Below are 13687 nucleotides of genomic sequence, written 5' to 3'. Positions count from 1 at the left end.
CTCTCACTGCTGCAATGGCTCGACTTCGTCAGGTGCGAAGTACAGATAGCGGCCGTACCACTCGTGCAGGTCGGCAGCGGGGTCGTCGTCGATGACGACACCGACGTGTCGCTCGCCCTCGACGTCCTCGTGGACCGAGGCCACCCGTGCGACCCGGTCGGCGAAGAAGAGATCCTGAGCGTCGGCACGGCGGGAGGGGTGCAGCCGCACCCGGCTGCCGCGACTGACCCGAACCCCGTTGATCAGCACGGCGTCGACGGAAGGATCGACAGCGTTGTCTGCCATTGGGTCCCACCAGCCGATACCGTCGGGAACCTCTGGGATCAGGCTGGGTGAATCGGCCCTGCCGTGGGGATCTCGCAGCACTCCATGCAGATTGAGCATCGCGTCAGGCGACATCGAGTCACACCGATCGATGATCGCCGCCGCCAGCGGGTCAGTGGCCCGGGCGTGTGCCTTCTCCTCGTCCGTCATCGTCATGATCCTCAGGGTCAGGATCTCGTCGATCTCGGTCGAGTCGTAGAGGGCGCCTTCGCTCTGGTCGGCGATCTCCGGGTGGTCATAGAGGATGATCGGTGACACCAGCATCAGGCCATGGTCGCCGGGCGGCCCGGCCAGCACTGGGAAGCAGCGGTGGCGCGTGCAGCGTGACACCGCTGCGGCGGCGGATTCGTCCGGCTCCAGGAGCGAGACGAACTCGCCCTCGGTGACCTCGGTGACCAGGTGGGTGCCGATGAACGACAACGCAATGGCTTCCTCTTTGTCTACGGCGGCTTGGGCGCAATTGCGTACCGCCACCGTCAACCGCACCAGACCGTCGTCGGGTTCCGCCGCGATTGTCAGCTCGCCGCGCAGTTCCCGTCGTGAACGAACGAGCCGGCCGCCCTCGACGATTTCGATGTCGGTTCCGGCCGCGACGACAATGGGATGTGTCTGCGGTGCCACCAGGTCGGCGGTGTCGAACGGGCCGAAGGCGAGTTGGTGTTCCACCGCCTCGTCCCAGCTCAGCCAGGACCGTGCACCGGCGGTGAATTCACCGACCGGCTCAAAGGTGTCGTCGTCACGGCGACGTTCCGCGGATCGGCGCTGCAGCTGCAGGAACCGGACCAGGATCGTGATCTGCGGGCGGTCCTGCGGACGCACGACGAGCTGCGCCGACAGAGAGCTGTCCTCTCCGACGCCGGCGCGCTCGGCGCCGGTCGGGCCCAGCACTCCGAACTGCCAGCGGCATTGATTCTTGGCTGAATTCGCTCGGTACGGGTAGAGCAGATAGCCCTCGTAGAGGACGGCGTCCGCCACCGCGAGGGCTTGTTCCCAACGGCCGCTCATCGGATTTCCTCGCACGCCATCAGTGAGGCGATCGCTTCGTCGTAGGACAGCAATGCGCGCTGCGTCTTGTAGGCGGTGAGTTGGCCGAGGGTGTCGCGTCGCAGCCGCAACCAACCGGTGTTCGGGAAGTGTTGTGCCATGAGGTTCTGCCACACCGAGACCGGAAGTTCGAAATGGTCCTCGCGATCCCACGGCACCTGCTGCACCGCGAAGCCGCGGGTGCCTCGGGTGAAAACGGTTCCACTGAAAAGGAATTGCAGCGGTATCGTTCCTTCGCGAAGCGCGTGCAGATACTTCGAGGCCGCGACCTCGAAGTCGTAGGTGCAATCCAGCGCGAGGTCGACCTGGGTGGTGTCGACGAAACCGGGCACCATCGCGGCGCCATGCTGCCAGAGAAAATTGCGCTGTGTCGAGCTCCAACGTTCGCGCGGCCCGAAAAGGTCCAGCAGTCCGGCCGCTTCCGGATCGGTGTAGTCGCGCCGCAGTGGCTCGATGCGGACCTGGCAGCGCAGTGCGATGGCGTGCACCGGATCGTCTCCGATGGCGGCCACCCCGATCCGAGCGGTCAGGATCGGAGTCACGGCATACGGTTCCGGTGCGATCTCCAGGACGGCGAAGGTGACCGCGGTGGCCGGTTCGGTGTCAGGGCTGGTCATCGCGGCACCACTGAGCTGCGTTCTTCGAGGGTGCCGAAGAATTCGTCGATGTAATTGCGCACGTCCTGGCCGCCGTCGAATCCGCGCCACAGCATCCGCAGCCTTCCGACGAACTCGTAACAAGCGTCGATGGGCACCAAATGGCATACCGGCGGCTGGTTTTCGTCGTCCGGTATCAGGACGATCAACGCCTCGGTGTCCTCGGCCAGCAGGTCCACCCTCGGGTCGGCGGCCCTGACGGTTTCCCAGGTGACCAGGTCGAGTTCGGATTCGGTGGCACCGGCGGGGCCGGGATAGAACGCCACCATGCGGTTCAGCGCGGAGTTCAGGAAGAAGAATGCGAGGCCGACCGGAATCTGGAGCGACTCCCATTCGCGCCTGCCGAGGGCGAGGTCGGGGAACATCACGTAACGGTCGGGAACTGCGCGGTAACGCAGCCCGGCGTTACTGTCGGTGAACAGCAGATAACAGCCGCGGCATACGCACATCAGCTGGCGGCCTTCGACATTCACCACATGCTGGTGCTGGTCGGCGATCGGTTCTGAGCACATTTCACAGCGCTCACCGACCGGCTCGGGCATGCCCCGGTTGGCGCGAATGCGGGCGATGACGTCCAACGGACCGGTCACGACGCGAACTCCTCGGCCAGCGCCATCGTGGGCACCCCGTCGCGCACCAGAACCGGAATCGGCTCCAGGTGCGGGCCGCCCGGGTCGTGCGCGCCGGCCCCCGCGTGGACGACATCGAAATCGGTGCCGCACTGTGGGCAGCGCAGCATTGCCCCGGTCAGCGTCGCCCCCGCGAACGGTTGGGCGCAGTTGGCACAGTGATCGTGGTAGGCGAAGAACTCGTCACCGATCCGACAGGCCAGCACGGCAGTGCCCGCGACCGCGAAGCCACCGACCTCTCCGGGTGCGAGCCCGGTCAGCGCCGCGACCGGCTGCCAGGAGGCATGCCGGTGCCCGTTGGCGTGCACCCGGCTCAGCAGTGACTGCGCGGGTATCACATTCGGCGTCGAGTCGGCCGGCGCCTCCACCACCTCGATCGACGAGATTTCCGGTGCCGCGGCCCGGACCGCATCTTCGATCGCGAGCTCCAGGGTCACCGCCGAAGACGGGCAGCTCTTGCAGCTTCCGGCGAAACTCAGCCGGACCACCTCGCCGTCGACCTCGAGGAGGTGGACGTCACCGCCGTGGGAGCCGAGGTACGGCCGGACCCCGTCGAGAGCGTCGGCGATGCGCCGCTCGACGGGATGCGGATGCAATCCGTGCACCAACAGCAGGCTGGCGATCAGATCGTCACCGGCGAACGCCTCTGCCAGGCCGGGATCGGCGGTAGTTGCCGTGCGCAGCATCCGGTCCAGACCGGCACCGTAGAGATCGGTGACCTCGCGCACCAGTTGCTCAGCCCGATCGCGCGCCGCGGTACCGCCTGCGGCGCTGGCATCGAGCAGGGTCTGTATCCGTTCGCCCGCCACGCGCCATCGTGTGTCGTCTTCGGGACAGTCCGGGACTGGCGATGCGGCGGGCGGCATATGTCATTCCCCGGTTGCGGATTGGGTGGGGGAGTGCAGCAGGTCCAATGTCTTGCCGTCGCCCAGGTACATGTGCACGCCGCACGGGAGACATGGGTCGAAACTGCGCACCGTGCGCATGATGTCGATGCCCTTGAAGTGCTCCCGGTCGTTCTCCTCGAAGATCGGCTGGCCCTGCACCGCATCTTCGTACGGGCCCGGGGTGCCGTAGCTGTCCCGCGGATTGGCGTTCCACGGTGTCGGCGGATATGGGTGGTAGTTGGCGATCTTGCCGTCCCGAATGACCATGTGGTGGCTGAGCACGCCGCGCACCGCTTCGGTGAATCCGCAGCCGATGCCCTCGTCCGGCACCTCGAATTTCTCCCAGGTTTTCGTCCGGCCTGCACGGATCTCGGTGAGCGCCTGCTCGGCGAAATGCAAGGCGCAGGCAGCGGCGTAGGCCTGGAAGTACGTGCGGGCGCGATTGCGTTCGATGGTGTTGCTGCCCTTGGCAGGGATCTTCCACTCGAACTCGACCGGACCCTTCAGCGCGGTCTTCGGCAGGTTGATCCGCACACTGCTGCCGGTGGCCTTGACGTAACCGATGTCTACGAGCCCGGCCAGGGCGGTCGACCAGAGCCGGGCCAGCGGACCCCCACCGGTGTCGAGAGCCAGATGGTCCTTGCCGTCATACCAGCGCGGCGACATCACCCAGCTGTACTTGTCGTCCATGTCCCGCTTCTGCGGGTGGGGGTTGGTGTGCTGGTTCCACGGGTGGCGGCGGTCGATCGGATTGCCCAGCGGATCGTTCTTGACGAACATCTCCTGATCGGTCCAGTCGTCGTAATACGAACTGCCCAAAAGGATTCGGATGCCCAGGTTGATGTCCAGCAGCGACGTGGTGACCAACTTTCCGTCCACCACCACGCCCGGCGTGACGAACATCGCCCGGCCCCAGTCCTCCATGTCCTTGTAGGCGAAGTTGCACACCTCAGGATCCTGGAACGAACCCCAGCACCCCAGCAGGGTGCGCCGCAAGCCGACCTTTTCGTAGCCGGGCAGCGCCTCGTAGAAGAAGTCGAACAGGTCGTCGTGCATCGGAACGACCTTCTTCATGAACTCGACGTACCGCATGAGCCGGGTCACGTAGTCGGTCATCAGCTGCACGGTGGCCGTCGTACCGATCCCGCCGGGATAGAGCGTGGACGGATGCACGTGCCGGCCCTCCATCAGACAGAACATCTCCCGGGTCCAGCGACTGACCTGGAGCGCCTCGCGGTAGAAGTCGCCGGTGAACGGGTTGAGCGCGCGCATGATGTCGGCGATCGTGCGGTATCCGTGGGCGTCGGCGTGCGGGGACTGAGCGTTCTCAGCCTTGGCCAGCACGCTCGGATTGGTCTCGGACACCATCTTCTCGCAGTAATCCACGCCGACCAGGTTTTCCTGGAAGATGTTGTGGTCGAACATGTATTCCGCGGCCTCGCCGAGATTCACCAGCCACTCACCGAGATGCGGCGGCTTGACTCCATACGCCATGTTCTGGCAATAGCAGGAGCAGGTGGCGTGGTTGTCACCGCAGATGCCGCAGATCCGGCTCGTGATGAAGTGCGCGTCGCGGGGATCCTTGCCCTTCATGAAGATCGAGTAGCCGCGGAAGATCGACGACGTGCTGTGGCACTCGACAACCTCCCGGTTCTCGAAGTCGATCTTGGTGTAGATACCGAGGCTGCCGACGATGCGGGTGATCGGATCCCACGCCATCTCCACCAGTTGGCCCGGTTCGCGTTTCACCTGTGACGGCTCGGGGATGATGGTTGTCATCGAACTTCTTCTTCCCTATGGATCACTGCGGTGCAATCAATTTCGACGACCTGTCGTCGATACGTGTGGTGACTGCAAACGGGTGGCTGACCCACCCGCGCTACCAGGTGCGAGCGGCTCCGGTCTCGAGCTTGGTGCCGCGATGGCGCCACTTCGGTTCTTTGTCGACGGTTCGGGCCGTCACATGGCGCAGGCTGCGAATCACCGAGCCGTACAACCCGGATGCCGTTGTCGAGACCTTGCCGCCGGGCGGCTCATCCATGAACGGCATGAACTTGTCCGGGAATCCCGGCATCGTGCACCCGATGCAGATGCCACCGACGTTCGGGCAACCGCCGATTCCATTGATCCAGCCGCGCTTGGGCACGTTGCATTTGACTACCGGTCCCCAACAGCCAAGTTTCACAATGCATTTCGGTGAACCGTACTCGGTGGCGAAATCACCTTGCTCGTAGTAACCGGCCCGGTCGCATCCTTCGTGCACGGTGTTGCCGAACAACCACTTCGGTCGCAGTGCCTCGTCCAACGGGATCATCGGCGCCTGGTCTGTGGCCATGTACAACAGGTACGTCAGGGTCTCGGACAGATTGTCGGGCTGGATGGGACATCCCGGGACACACACGATCGGGATCCCGGCCTTGCTCTTCCAGTCCCAGCCGAGATAGTCGGGTACGCCCATCGCGCCGGTCGGATTGCCCGCCATCGCGTGGATTCCGCCGTAGGTCGCGCAGGTGCCCACCGCCACCACGGCGGTGGCCTTCGGCGTCAACCGATCGAGCCACTCGCTGGTGGTCATCGGCTGGTTGGTCGCCGGATCGTTCCCGAACCCGCACCAATAGCCTTCGCTCTTGAGTTCCTCGTTCGGGATGGATCCCTCGACGACCAGGACGAAAGGATCCAGTTCGCCGCGGTCGGCTTTGAAGAACCAGGCGAGAAAATCGTCGGCACCTCCACTTGGCCCGCATTCGAAGTCGATGAGGGGCCAATGGACAGCGATCTTGGGCAGGCCGGGGAGCGCCCCAAGGGCGATTTCCTCGATGCTCGGTTGGGTGGCCGCAGTCAACGCCACCGAATCGCCGTCACAACTCAAACCGGCATTGATCCACAGCACGTGGATCAATGCCTCTTCCGCTTTGACTGCTGCCTCGGTTGGCATACGTCACAGCTTTCCGGGGCCCGGGCTGAGAGCCCCAACGTCTTGTGTTCAGACGCAAGCGCCGGCGTCTTTCCAGCGCTGATCTCGGTCTACTCCCGGCGCTATGTCTTGTCAACGACAGAGGGTGAGTTTGCCAGATCGCCGATCTCGGTGCGGATCCAGTCGTACCATGCTTCTACGCCATCTCCCCGAGTCGCGGAGACGGGCAATACTCGGACGCCGGGGTTCACCAATCGCACATTGCCCATAAATGTTTCAAGATCAAAGGTTACGTAGGGAACAAGATCCATCTTGTTGATCACGACCAGCCCCGCCGCGGCAAACATGTGTGGGTACTTCAGGGGTTTGTCCTGACCCTCCGTCACTGATATGACGACAACTTTGCTGTGCTCGCCGAGATCGAAGAGGGCGGGACAGACGAGATTGCCCACGTTCTCGATCAGTAGTAGTGACTCCGACTCCGGACCCAGCGCGTGAAGTGCGCGATGAATCATGTCGGCGTCGAGGTGGCAGCCGGCGCCTGTGTTGACCTGGACCGCGCGTGCCCCCGCCGCCCGTATCCGCTCAGCGTCGAGCAAGGTTTCCTGGTCGCCCTCTATGACGGTGACCGGGCGAATGCCCCCGAGCTCTCGGATGGTCCGTTCGAGAAGCGTCGTCTTCCCCGCGCCGGGTGAACTCGTCACGTTGAGGGCCAGGATGGCCCGCTCGGCCAGCCACGTGCGGTTGTGCTCGGCGATGAGGTCGTTCTTCGCCAGCACCTTCTGCTCCAGGGAAATGGTTTCGGTAGGTCCCGTTTCGGTATGAACATGGGGGTGGTCGTGGTGGTGTGCGTGATCGTGCGGATGGTCGTGCTGTTGATCGCCGGCCAGGGTGATCACCGCTGAGTCTTCGCCGCATCCGCATGTTGCGCACATATCAGCTCACTTCCATCGAAAGGATCTTCAATTCCCGGCCTGCGAGCACTTCGACGTCGGCACTCCCGCAGGGGCACAACAGGATCGGGTCACGTAGCTCGAACTCGTCGGCGCAGGTGCGGCAACGGGCGATGCCGGGATGCACGTTGAGTTCGAGCTGCGCACCGTCGGCCGCGGTGCCCTCGGTCGCCAATTCGAAGCAGAACCGCATCGAATCGGGGACCACGGCGCACAGCGCACCGATCTCAAGCTTGACGCTGTGCACACGCCGGCCTGCGGCGTGTTCGCACACCGCCTCGACAACGCTCTGGGTGATCGCCATCTCGTGCATCGCTTACCCCGTTATCGGCCGGGTCGGCCGGATGTTCCCACGATAGGCCTGATTCACCGTGAGCACGGCGTGTCTACTTGAGTCGAACAGGTGTTCGCTTTACTGTGGGCGGTGTTCGGCTGGAAAACCGGGGTTGTCGGTGTCTTGCTCTAGCGTCACGGCCAACCGATCGGAACACCGGTCAGCACGACTACTCGGAGAGGCACCATCATGGCGCAACAGGCCCCTGATCGCGAAAAAGCGCTCGAACTGGCGATGGCCCAGATCGACAAGAACTTCGGTAAAGGCTCGGTGATGCGCCTCGGCGAGGAGGTGCGCCAGCCGATCTCGGTGATCCCCACCGGTTCGATAGCCCTGGATGTGGCCCTCGGCATCGGCGGCCTGCCGCGCGGCAGGGTGGTCGAGATCTACGGCCCGGAATCCTCGGGTAAGACCACCGTGGCGTTGCATGCCGTGGCCAATGCCCAGGCCGCCGGCGGTATCGCGGCGTTCATCGACGCCGAGCATGCGCTGGATCCCGAGTACGCCAAGAAGCTCGGTGTGGACACCGATTCGCTGCTGGTGAGCCAGCCGGATACCGGTGAGCAGGCGCTGGAGATCGCCGACATGCTGGTGCGCTCGGGCGCTCTGGACATCTTGGTCATCGACTCCGTGGCGGCCCTTGTGCCCCGCGCCGAGATCGAGGGTGAGATGGGTGACAGCCACGTCGGACTGCAGGCCCGCCTGATGAGCCAGGCGCTGCGCAAGATGACCGGTGCGCTGAACAACTCGGGCACCACCGCGATCTTCATCAACCAGCTCCGCGAGAAGATCGGTGTGATGTTCGGCTCACCCGAAACCACTACGGGCGGTAAGGCTTTGAAGTTCTACGCCTCGGTCCGTCTGGACGTCCGCCGCATCGAGACGCTCAAGGACGGCACCGACGCGGTCGGTAACCGGACCCGCGTCAAGGTGGTCAAGAACAAGGTCTCCCCGCCGTTCAAGCAGGCTGAGTTCGACATCCTGTACGGCCATGGCATCAGCCGTGAAGGGTCGCTCATCGACATGGGTGTCGAGCACGGCTTCATCCGCAAGTCCGGCTCCTGGTTCACCTATGAGGGCGAGCAGTTGGGGCAGGGCAAGGAGAACGCCCGCAAGTTCCTGTTGGAGAACGGCGACGTCGCCAACGAGATCGAGAAGAAGATCAAGGAAAAGCTCGGCATCGGTGCTGTCGTGACCGCCGAGGCGAAGGCTGATGACGTCCTTCCCGCCCCGGTTGACTTCTGAGTCGTCGGGTAAGCCCGAGGGGGAGCAGGCGCACGATCCTCGCAAACGCGAGGAGCAGGCCAAGAACGTCTGCCTGCGCCTGCTCACCGTACGGGCCCGCACCCGCGCCGAGTTGATCGAACAGCTCACCAAACGGGGCTACGAAGAAGACCTCAGTGCCAGAGTGCTCGACCGGCTCGCCGAGGTGGGCCTGATCGATGACCAGGACTTCGCCGAGCAGTGGGTGCGGTCCCGGCATGCCAACGCGGGAAAAGGCAAGCGCGCCTTGGCTGTCGAGCTTCGCAAGAAGGGTGTCGACAACGACGTCATCGACGCGGCGCTCGCCGACCTGGATCCGGCCACCGAACGGCAACGGGCAGAGCAGTTGGTCCGTGACAAGCTGCGTCGCGAACGACTCGATGACGACGACGGCGACGTGAAGGTCACCCGTCGGCTGGTCGGCATGCTGGCCCGCCGCGGCTACAACCAGTCGATGGCCTTCGACGTGGTCAGCGGGGGGTTGGCGGCCGAAAGGGAACGGCGCTCGGTCTGACAACGGCGCAGACGCCGGAGGTGTAGTTTGCGGACATGCTGGTATCGGTGAAGCTCGCGCCCACGTTCGACTATCCCGTGCTGGAGGAGTTCTGGTGCACCGCCGACAAACTGGGATTCCACGGCATCTGGGATTACGACCACTTTTACGGGCTCGTCGATCCTGAACAGCTGACCTTCGAAGGTTGGACGATGTTGGCAGGCATGGCCGCGTTGACCCACAATTCGCGGATCGGTTGCCTGGTCAGTTCGGTCACCTACCGCAACCCGGCGATGCTCGCCAAGATGGCAGTCACCGTCGATCACATGTCCGGCGGCCGACTCGAGTTCGGGATCGGCGCGGGCTGGCATGAGAACGAGCACCAGGGCTATGGCATCGAATTCCCCAGTCCGGGAGCACGTGTCGAGATGCTCGATGAAGCGCTGACCGTCGTCCGCCGACTCTGGACCGAGGAGCGCGTCAGCTTCGACGGCAAGTTCTTCACATTGGACGCGGCCCTGGGCAATCCGAAGCCACTGCAGAAACCCCACCCGCCGATCGTCATCGGCGGTGTCAAGCCGAAAATGCTGCGCGTGGTGGCCCGGCACGCGGACGAGTGGAATGCCCCTGGCCAGGGGCCGCAGGACTGGGCGCAGGCCAGCGCAAACCTCGACACGGCCTGCGCCGAAGTAGGTCGCGACCCGCGGGAGATCCGCCGCTCGGTGCAAGTGTTCCTACATCCACAGCAGCCGGACCAGGTTGACGGACAACTGAACTCATTGGCTGCCTATGCAGACGCCGGCTGCGAGCACGCGGTGCTGTCGTTCTATCAACCGCCGGACGCCGCGCTGCTGGAGCGCTGTGCGACGTTGTGACGAACGCCGCGATAGGCGTCGCGAACGTCGACGCCTGCGCTATGTGGCGAATGCGGCGTGATGCGGATCCGGTCAGTCGCGCTGGGCCTGCAGCACCTGCGCGCCCGGGGCACCTTCTTGTTCGATGGCCTCGGCCTCCAGCGGCGCCGGCCCGCGTTTGGACCGGCGCAGCCGCCGTTCCAGCCACGTCGCGAACCAGGACAGCGTGAAGTTCACCGTGATCATCAAGATGGCGATCACGATCAGCGCGGGCAGGTAATTGCCGTACGCCGACCCGATATTGGTGCCTTGGCGCACCATCTCCACAAAGGTGATCTGATAGCCGATCGCGGTGTCCTTGAGTACCACCACCAGTTGGGACACCAGTACCGGCAGCATGGCGGTGATCGCCTGCGGCACCAGAATCAAGCGCATCGTCTGGGACCACGACATGCCGAGTGACGCGGCCGCCTCGCGCTGCCCGCGGGGCAGGGAGTTGATACCGGCCCGCACGATTTCGGCGATCACCGCGCTGTTGTACAGCGTGAGGCCGGTGATCACACCGGCCAGCGCGAGTTGGTTGGAGGGGAACACGTCGTACAGCGCGTAGAGGAAGTACGCGAAGATCATCATGATCAGGACAGGAACCGCGCGGAAGAACTCCACGATCACCGCGCTGACCCAGCGGACCGGCCTGATCGGCGCCAGTCGGGCCACCCCGAGCAACATGCCGAGAATCCCCGCCAACACGATGGAGACCGCGGCGGCGGTCAACGTTCCCTCCACACCCGGAAGGACATACGTCCGCCACAGGTCGGGGGTCAGGAACGGTTCCCACTTCTGGCCGGTGAGTTGGTCTTTGGCGGCCATCCGCGAGATCACGAGACCGAACAGCACCACGGCGACCGCCACCGTCAGCAGCGTGAGAAGGCGGTTGCGGATCCGCGCCCGCGGACCCGGCGCGTCGAAGAGAACAGATGCGCCCATTACCGTGCCACCGCCAGTCGCTTACCCAGCCACCCGAACAGCAGTCCCAGTGGCAATGTCAGAATCACGAACCCGGTCGCGAAGATGGTACCGACGGTCAACAGTGCCGCGGTGCTCTCGATCATCTCCTTCATCAACAGCGCGGCCTCGGCAACCCCGATCGCCGAGGCGATGGTGGTGTTCTTGGCCAGTGCGATCAGTACCGATCCCAGTGGGATGATCACTGCCCGAAAAGCCTGAGGCAGCAGGATGATCCGCAGGTTCTGGCCGAAGCTCAGACCCAGCGAGCGGGCCGCCTCGGCTTGGCCCATCGGCACCGTATTGACTCCCGAACGCACCGTCTCGCAGACGAAAGACGCTGTATAGACGGTCAACCCGAGCACCGCGAGCCGGAAATTGCTGTCCGCGATCGATGTTGGCGACGTGGGGTCGACGAGGGTGATGCCCATGGTCTGGCCGACACCGAACGAGCAGAACAGGATGATCAGCGTCAACGGCGTGTTGCGCACGATGTTCACGTAAGCCGCGCCCAACCAGTTCATCACCGGCGTCGGTGCCAGTCGCATCGCGGCCAGCACCGTGCCCAGGACCAGCGCACCGATCGCGGAGTACACCGTCAGCTGGATCGTGGTCCAGAACGCCGCGAAAATCTGGTCGCGGTACTCATTGAAAATGTCCACGGTCGGTGCGCTGCCCCGGAACTCAGTTGCGGTCGACGGCAGGCGGTTCCGGCGTCTTGATGCCGGCCGGACCCAGATTGCGCTCGAACGCTTCCTTCCAGGCGCCGCTCGATTCCATCTTCTCGATGGCGGCGTTGATCTTCGTGCGCAGTTCGCTGTCGCCCTTCTTCAGACCGATGCCATAGCGCTCCTCGGAGAACGTGTCACCGACGATCTTGAAGGTGCCGGGGCTCTGCGCGGCGAAGCCGGCCAGGATCACCTCATCGGTGGTCACCGCGTCGATGACACCGTTCTTGAGCGCGTCCACGCATGCCGAGTAGGTGTCGAACTGCTGCAGTTGCACCTTCGGGTACTTGGTCTTGATGTTCTGCGCCGGCGTCGAACCCGACACGGAGCACAGCTTCTTGTTGTTCTCCAGCGAGGCGGCCCCGGTGATGTCGTTGTTGTCGGCACGAACCAGAAGACTCTGCCCGGTGAGCAGGTACGGGCCGGCGAAGTCCACCTTCTCCTTGCGGGCGTCGGTGATGGAGTAGGTCCCGACGATGTACTCCACCTGACCGTTCTGGATCAGCGTCTCGCGCTGGGGCGAGGGTGCTTCTTTCCACTCGATCTTGTCCTCGGGGTAGCCGAGTTCGTTGGCCACATACTTGGCCACATCGACGTCGAACCCGGACATGGTGCCGTCGGGCTTCTTCTGGCCCAGCCCGGGCTGGTCGTACTTGGTACCGATGACGATCTTGCCGGAATCTCCACCGCCGCCACACGCGGTCGCGGCGAACGGCAGTGCGATCGCCAGAGCGAGGGCACCGACCAACTTGAACGGCACAGAGGGCATGTTCGGGGTTCCTTTCGGCGGAGCGTCAGTGATGTCAGTGATGCAGGATCTTGCCGAGAAAATCTTTGGCGCGGTCCGATTTCGGATTGTCGAAGAACTCGGCAGGCTGAGCGTCCTCGACGATCGCGCCGTCGGCCATGAACACCACGCGGTCGGACGCCCGCCGGGCGAAGCCCATCTCGTGGGTGACCACGACCATCGTCATGCCCTCGCCGGCCAGTGAGGTCATCACTGCCAGCACCTCGTTGATCATCTCGGGATCCAGGGCGCTGGTGGGCTCGTCGAACAGCATGACCTTCGGGTTCATCGCCAGCGAACGGGCAATCGCGACGCGCTGCTGCTGACCACCCGACAGTTGGGCGGGGTACTTGTCGGCCTGGTTGGCCACCCCGACCCGCTCCAGCAGCGCCATCGCCTTGTCCCGGGCCTCGGACTTGGATTTCCTGCGCACCTTCACCGGACCGAGCGTGACGTTGTCCAGGATGGTCTTGTGGGCGAAGAGGTTGAACGACTGGAACACCATGCCCACATCCGAACGCAGCTGCGCGAGCTTGCGACCCTCTGCGGGCAGTGCCTGGCCATCGATCGAGATGCTGCCGGAGTCGATGGTCTCCAGTCGATTGATGGTGCGGCACAACGTGGATTTACCCGAGCCCGAAGGCCCGAGCACCACCACCACCTCGCCGCGACCCACGTCGAGGTTGATGTCGTTGAGCACATGAAGCGGTCCGAAGTGCTTGTTGACTGCCTGGAGTGAGATCATCGGCACTTCTGGCGGTGCCGTCTCGTCGACCTGCGGCTGCTCGCCGGGGCTACCCATGGCAGGTGACCTTA

General features: G+C 64.2%; 15 protein-coding genes. 3 read left to right on the top strand and 12 right to left on the bottom strand.

Annotation, left to right across the window (positions count from 1 at the left end; genetic code table 11):
* Positions 1–3 precede the first annotated feature (3 nt).
* The 8 genes from H977_RS0128775 to H977_RS0128740 form a co-directional block, all read right to left on the bottom strand.
* On the bottom strand, positions 4–1329 hold the full coding sequence (locus tag H977_RS0128775; protein ID WP_029111090.1) for a hypothetical protein: 1326 nt from the start codon (positions 1327–1329) through the stop codon (positions 4–6).
* Positions 1326–1985: a DUF6084 family protein gene (locus tag H977_RS0128770; protein ID WP_029111089.1), complete on the bottom strand. Its 660-nt coding sequence runs from the start codon at positions 1983–1985 to the stop codon at positions 1326–1328. Before H977_RS0128770 ends, H977_RS0128775 begins: the two co-directional genes overlap by 4 nt.
* Positions 1982–2614, bottom strand: a complete 633-nt coding sequence (locus H977_RS0128765) for a DUF5947 family protein (RefSeq protein ID WP_029111088.1) — start codon at positions 2612–2614, stop codon at positions 1982–1984. Before H977_RS0128765 ends, H977_RS0128770 begins: the two co-directional genes overlap by 4 nt.
* A complete protein-coding gene (locus H977_RS0128760; RefSeq protein ID WP_029111087.1) occupies positions 2611–3519 on the bottom strand; it encodes a NifU-related iron-sulfur-binding protein in 909 nt (302 codons plus the stop codon). The genes H977_RS0128765 and H977_RS0128760 overlap by 4 nt, the downstream gene beginning before the upstream one ends.
* A 3-nt stretch (positions 3520–3522) precedes the next feature.
* Complete coding sequence (locus H977_RS0128755; RefSeq protein ID WP_029111086.1) at positions 3523–5319, bottom strand: nickel-dependent hydrogenase large subunit; 1797 nt, start codon at positions 5317–5319, stop codon at positions 3523–3525.
* Between the two features lie 100 nt (positions 5320–5419).
* Entirely contained in the window at positions 5420–6475 is a 1056-nt protein-coding gene (locus H977_RS0128750; RefSeq protein ID WP_029111085.1) for an NADH-quinone oxidoreductase subunit B family protein, read from the bottom strand.
* A gap of 101 nt (positions 6476–6576) precedes the next feature.
* A complete protein-coding gene (gene hypB, locus H977_RS0128745; protein WP_029111084.1) occupies positions 6577–7389 on the bottom strand; it encodes a hydrogenase nickel incorporation protein HypB in 813 nt (270 codons plus the stop codon).
* A gap of 1 nt (position 7390) precedes the next feature.
* A complete protein-coding gene (locus H977_RS0128740; RefSeq protein WP_029111083.1) occupies positions 7391–7720 on the bottom strand; it encodes a hydrogenase maturation nickel metallochaperone HypA/HybF in 330 nt (109 codons plus the stop codon).
* Positions 7721–7930: 210 nt separating this feature from the next.
* Here H977_RS0128740 and recA point away from each other — a divergent pair, with 210 nt between their 5' ends.
* Genes recA through H977_RS0128725 form a run of 3 tightly spaced genes read left to right on the top strand, consistent with a single transcriptional unit; the run spans position 7931 to position 10372 of the window.
* Positions 7931–8986, top strand: coding sequence for a recombinase RecA (gene recA, locus H977_RS0128735; protein ID WP_029111082.1), 1056 nt, complete (start codon positions 7931–7933; stop codon positions 8984–8986).
* Positions 8955–9518, top strand: a complete 564-nt coding sequence (recX, locus tag H977_RS0128730; protein ID WP_029111081.1) for a recombination regulator RecX — start codon at positions 8955–8957, stop codon at positions 9516–9518. The genes recA and recX overlap by 32 nt, the downstream gene beginning before the upstream one ends.
* Positions 9519–9553: 35 nt before the next feature.
* Positions 9554–10372: a TIGR03560 family F420-dependent LLM class oxidoreductase gene (locus tag H977_RS0128725; protein ID WP_029111080.1), complete on the top strand. Its 819-nt coding sequence runs from the start codon at positions 9554–9556 to the stop codon at positions 10370–10372.
* Between the two features lie 72 nt (positions 10373–10444).
* Here the strand turns inward: H977_RS0128725 and H977_RS0128720 are convergent, their stop codons facing one another.
* The 4 genes from H977_RS0128720 to H977_RS0128705 are packed head-to-tail and all read right to left on the bottom strand — an operon-like array spanning position 10445 to position 13616.
* Positions 10445–11338 carry an amino acid ABC transporter permease gene (locus H977_RS0128720; protein ID WP_029111079.1) on the bottom strand — a complete coding sequence of 298 codons (894 nt, stop codon included), beginning with the start codon at positions 11336–11338 and terminating at the stop codon, positions 10445–10447.
* Positions 11338–12018 carry an amino acid ABC transporter permease gene (locus H977_RS0128715; RefSeq protein WP_029111078.1) on the bottom strand — a complete coding sequence of 227 codons (681 nt, stop codon included), beginning with the start codon at positions 12016–12018 and terminating at the stop codon, positions 11338–11340. The genes H977_RS0128720 and H977_RS0128715 overlap by 1 nt, the downstream gene beginning before the upstream one ends.
* A 22-nt stretch (positions 12019–12040) precedes the next feature.
* Entirely contained in the window at positions 12041–12853 is an 813-nt protein-coding gene (locus H977_RS0128710) for a glutamate ABC transporter substrate-binding protein (protein WP_029111077.1), read from the bottom strand.
* A gap of 34 nt (positions 12854–12887) precedes the next feature.
* Entirely contained in the window at positions 12888–13616 is a 729-nt protein-coding gene (locus H977_RS0128705) for an amino acid ABC transporter ATP-binding protein (RefSeq protein WP_029111076.1), read from the bottom strand.
* Between the last annotated feature and the right edge of the window lie 71 nt (positions 13617–13687).

The organism is Mycobacterium sp. URHD0025, assembly GCF_000426065.1.
Classification (GTDB): domain Bacteria; phylum Actinomycetota; class Actinomycetes; order Mycobacteriales; family Mycobacteriaceae; genus Mycobacterium.
The sequence above is the reverse complement of the archived record's forward strand: the minus strand, read 5'-3'. Positions and strand labels throughout refer to the sequence as shown.

Bases quoted from the DNA above. Each gene is read 5' to 3' on its own strand.
- H977_RS0128775 (WP_029111090.1), bottom strand. From the start codon at position 1,329: ATGAGCGGCCGTTGGGAACAAGCCCTCGCGGTGGCGGACGCCGTCCTC.
- H977_RS0128770 (WP_029111089.1), bottom strand. From the start codon at position 1,985: ATGACCAGCCCTGACACCGAACCGGCCACCGCGGTCACCTTCGCCGTC.
- H977_RS0128760 (WP_029111087.1), bottom strand. From the start codon at position 3,519: ATGCCGCCCGCCGCATCGCCAGTCCCGGACTGTCCCGAAGACGACACA.
- H977_RS0128755 (WP_029111086.1), bottom strand. From the start codon at position 5,319: ATGACAACCATCATCCCCGAGCCGTCACAGGTGAAACGCGAACCGGGC.
- H977_RS0128750 (WP_029111085.1), bottom strand. From the start codon at position 6,475: ATGCCAACCGAGGCAGCAGTCAAAGCGGAAGAGGCATTGATCCACGTG.
- hypB (WP_029111084.1), bottom strand. From the start codon at position 7,389: ATGTGCGCAACATGCGGATGCGGCGAAGACTCAGCGGTGATCACCCTG.
- H977_RS0128740 (WP_029111083.1), bottom strand. From the start codon at position 7,720: ATGCACGAGATGGCGATCACCCAGAGCGTTGTCGAGGCGGTGTGCGAA.
- recA (WP_029111082.1), top strand. From the start codon at position 7,931: ATGGCGCAACAGGCCCCTGATCGCGAAAAAGCGCTCGAACTGGCGATG.
- recX (WP_029111081.1), top strand. From the start codon at position 8,955: ATGACGTCCTTCCCGCCCCGGTTGACTTCTGAGTCGTCGGGTAAGCCC.
- H977_RS0128725 (WP_029111080.1), top strand. From the start codon at position 9,554: ATGCTGGTATCGGTGAAGCTCGCGCCCACGTTCGACTATCCCGTGCTG.
- H977_RS0128720 (WP_029111079.1), bottom strand. From the start codon at position 11,338: ATGGGCGCATCTGTTCTCTTCGACGCGCCGGGTCCGCGGGCGCGGATC.
- H977_RS0128710 (WP_029111077.1), bottom strand. From the start codon at position 12,853: ATGCCCTCTGTGCCGTTCAAGTTGGTCGGTGCCCTCGCTCTGGCGATC.
- H977_RS0128705 (WP_029111076.1), bottom strand. From the start codon at position 13,616: ATGATCTCACTCCAGGCAGTCAACAAGCACTTCGGACCGCTTCATGTG.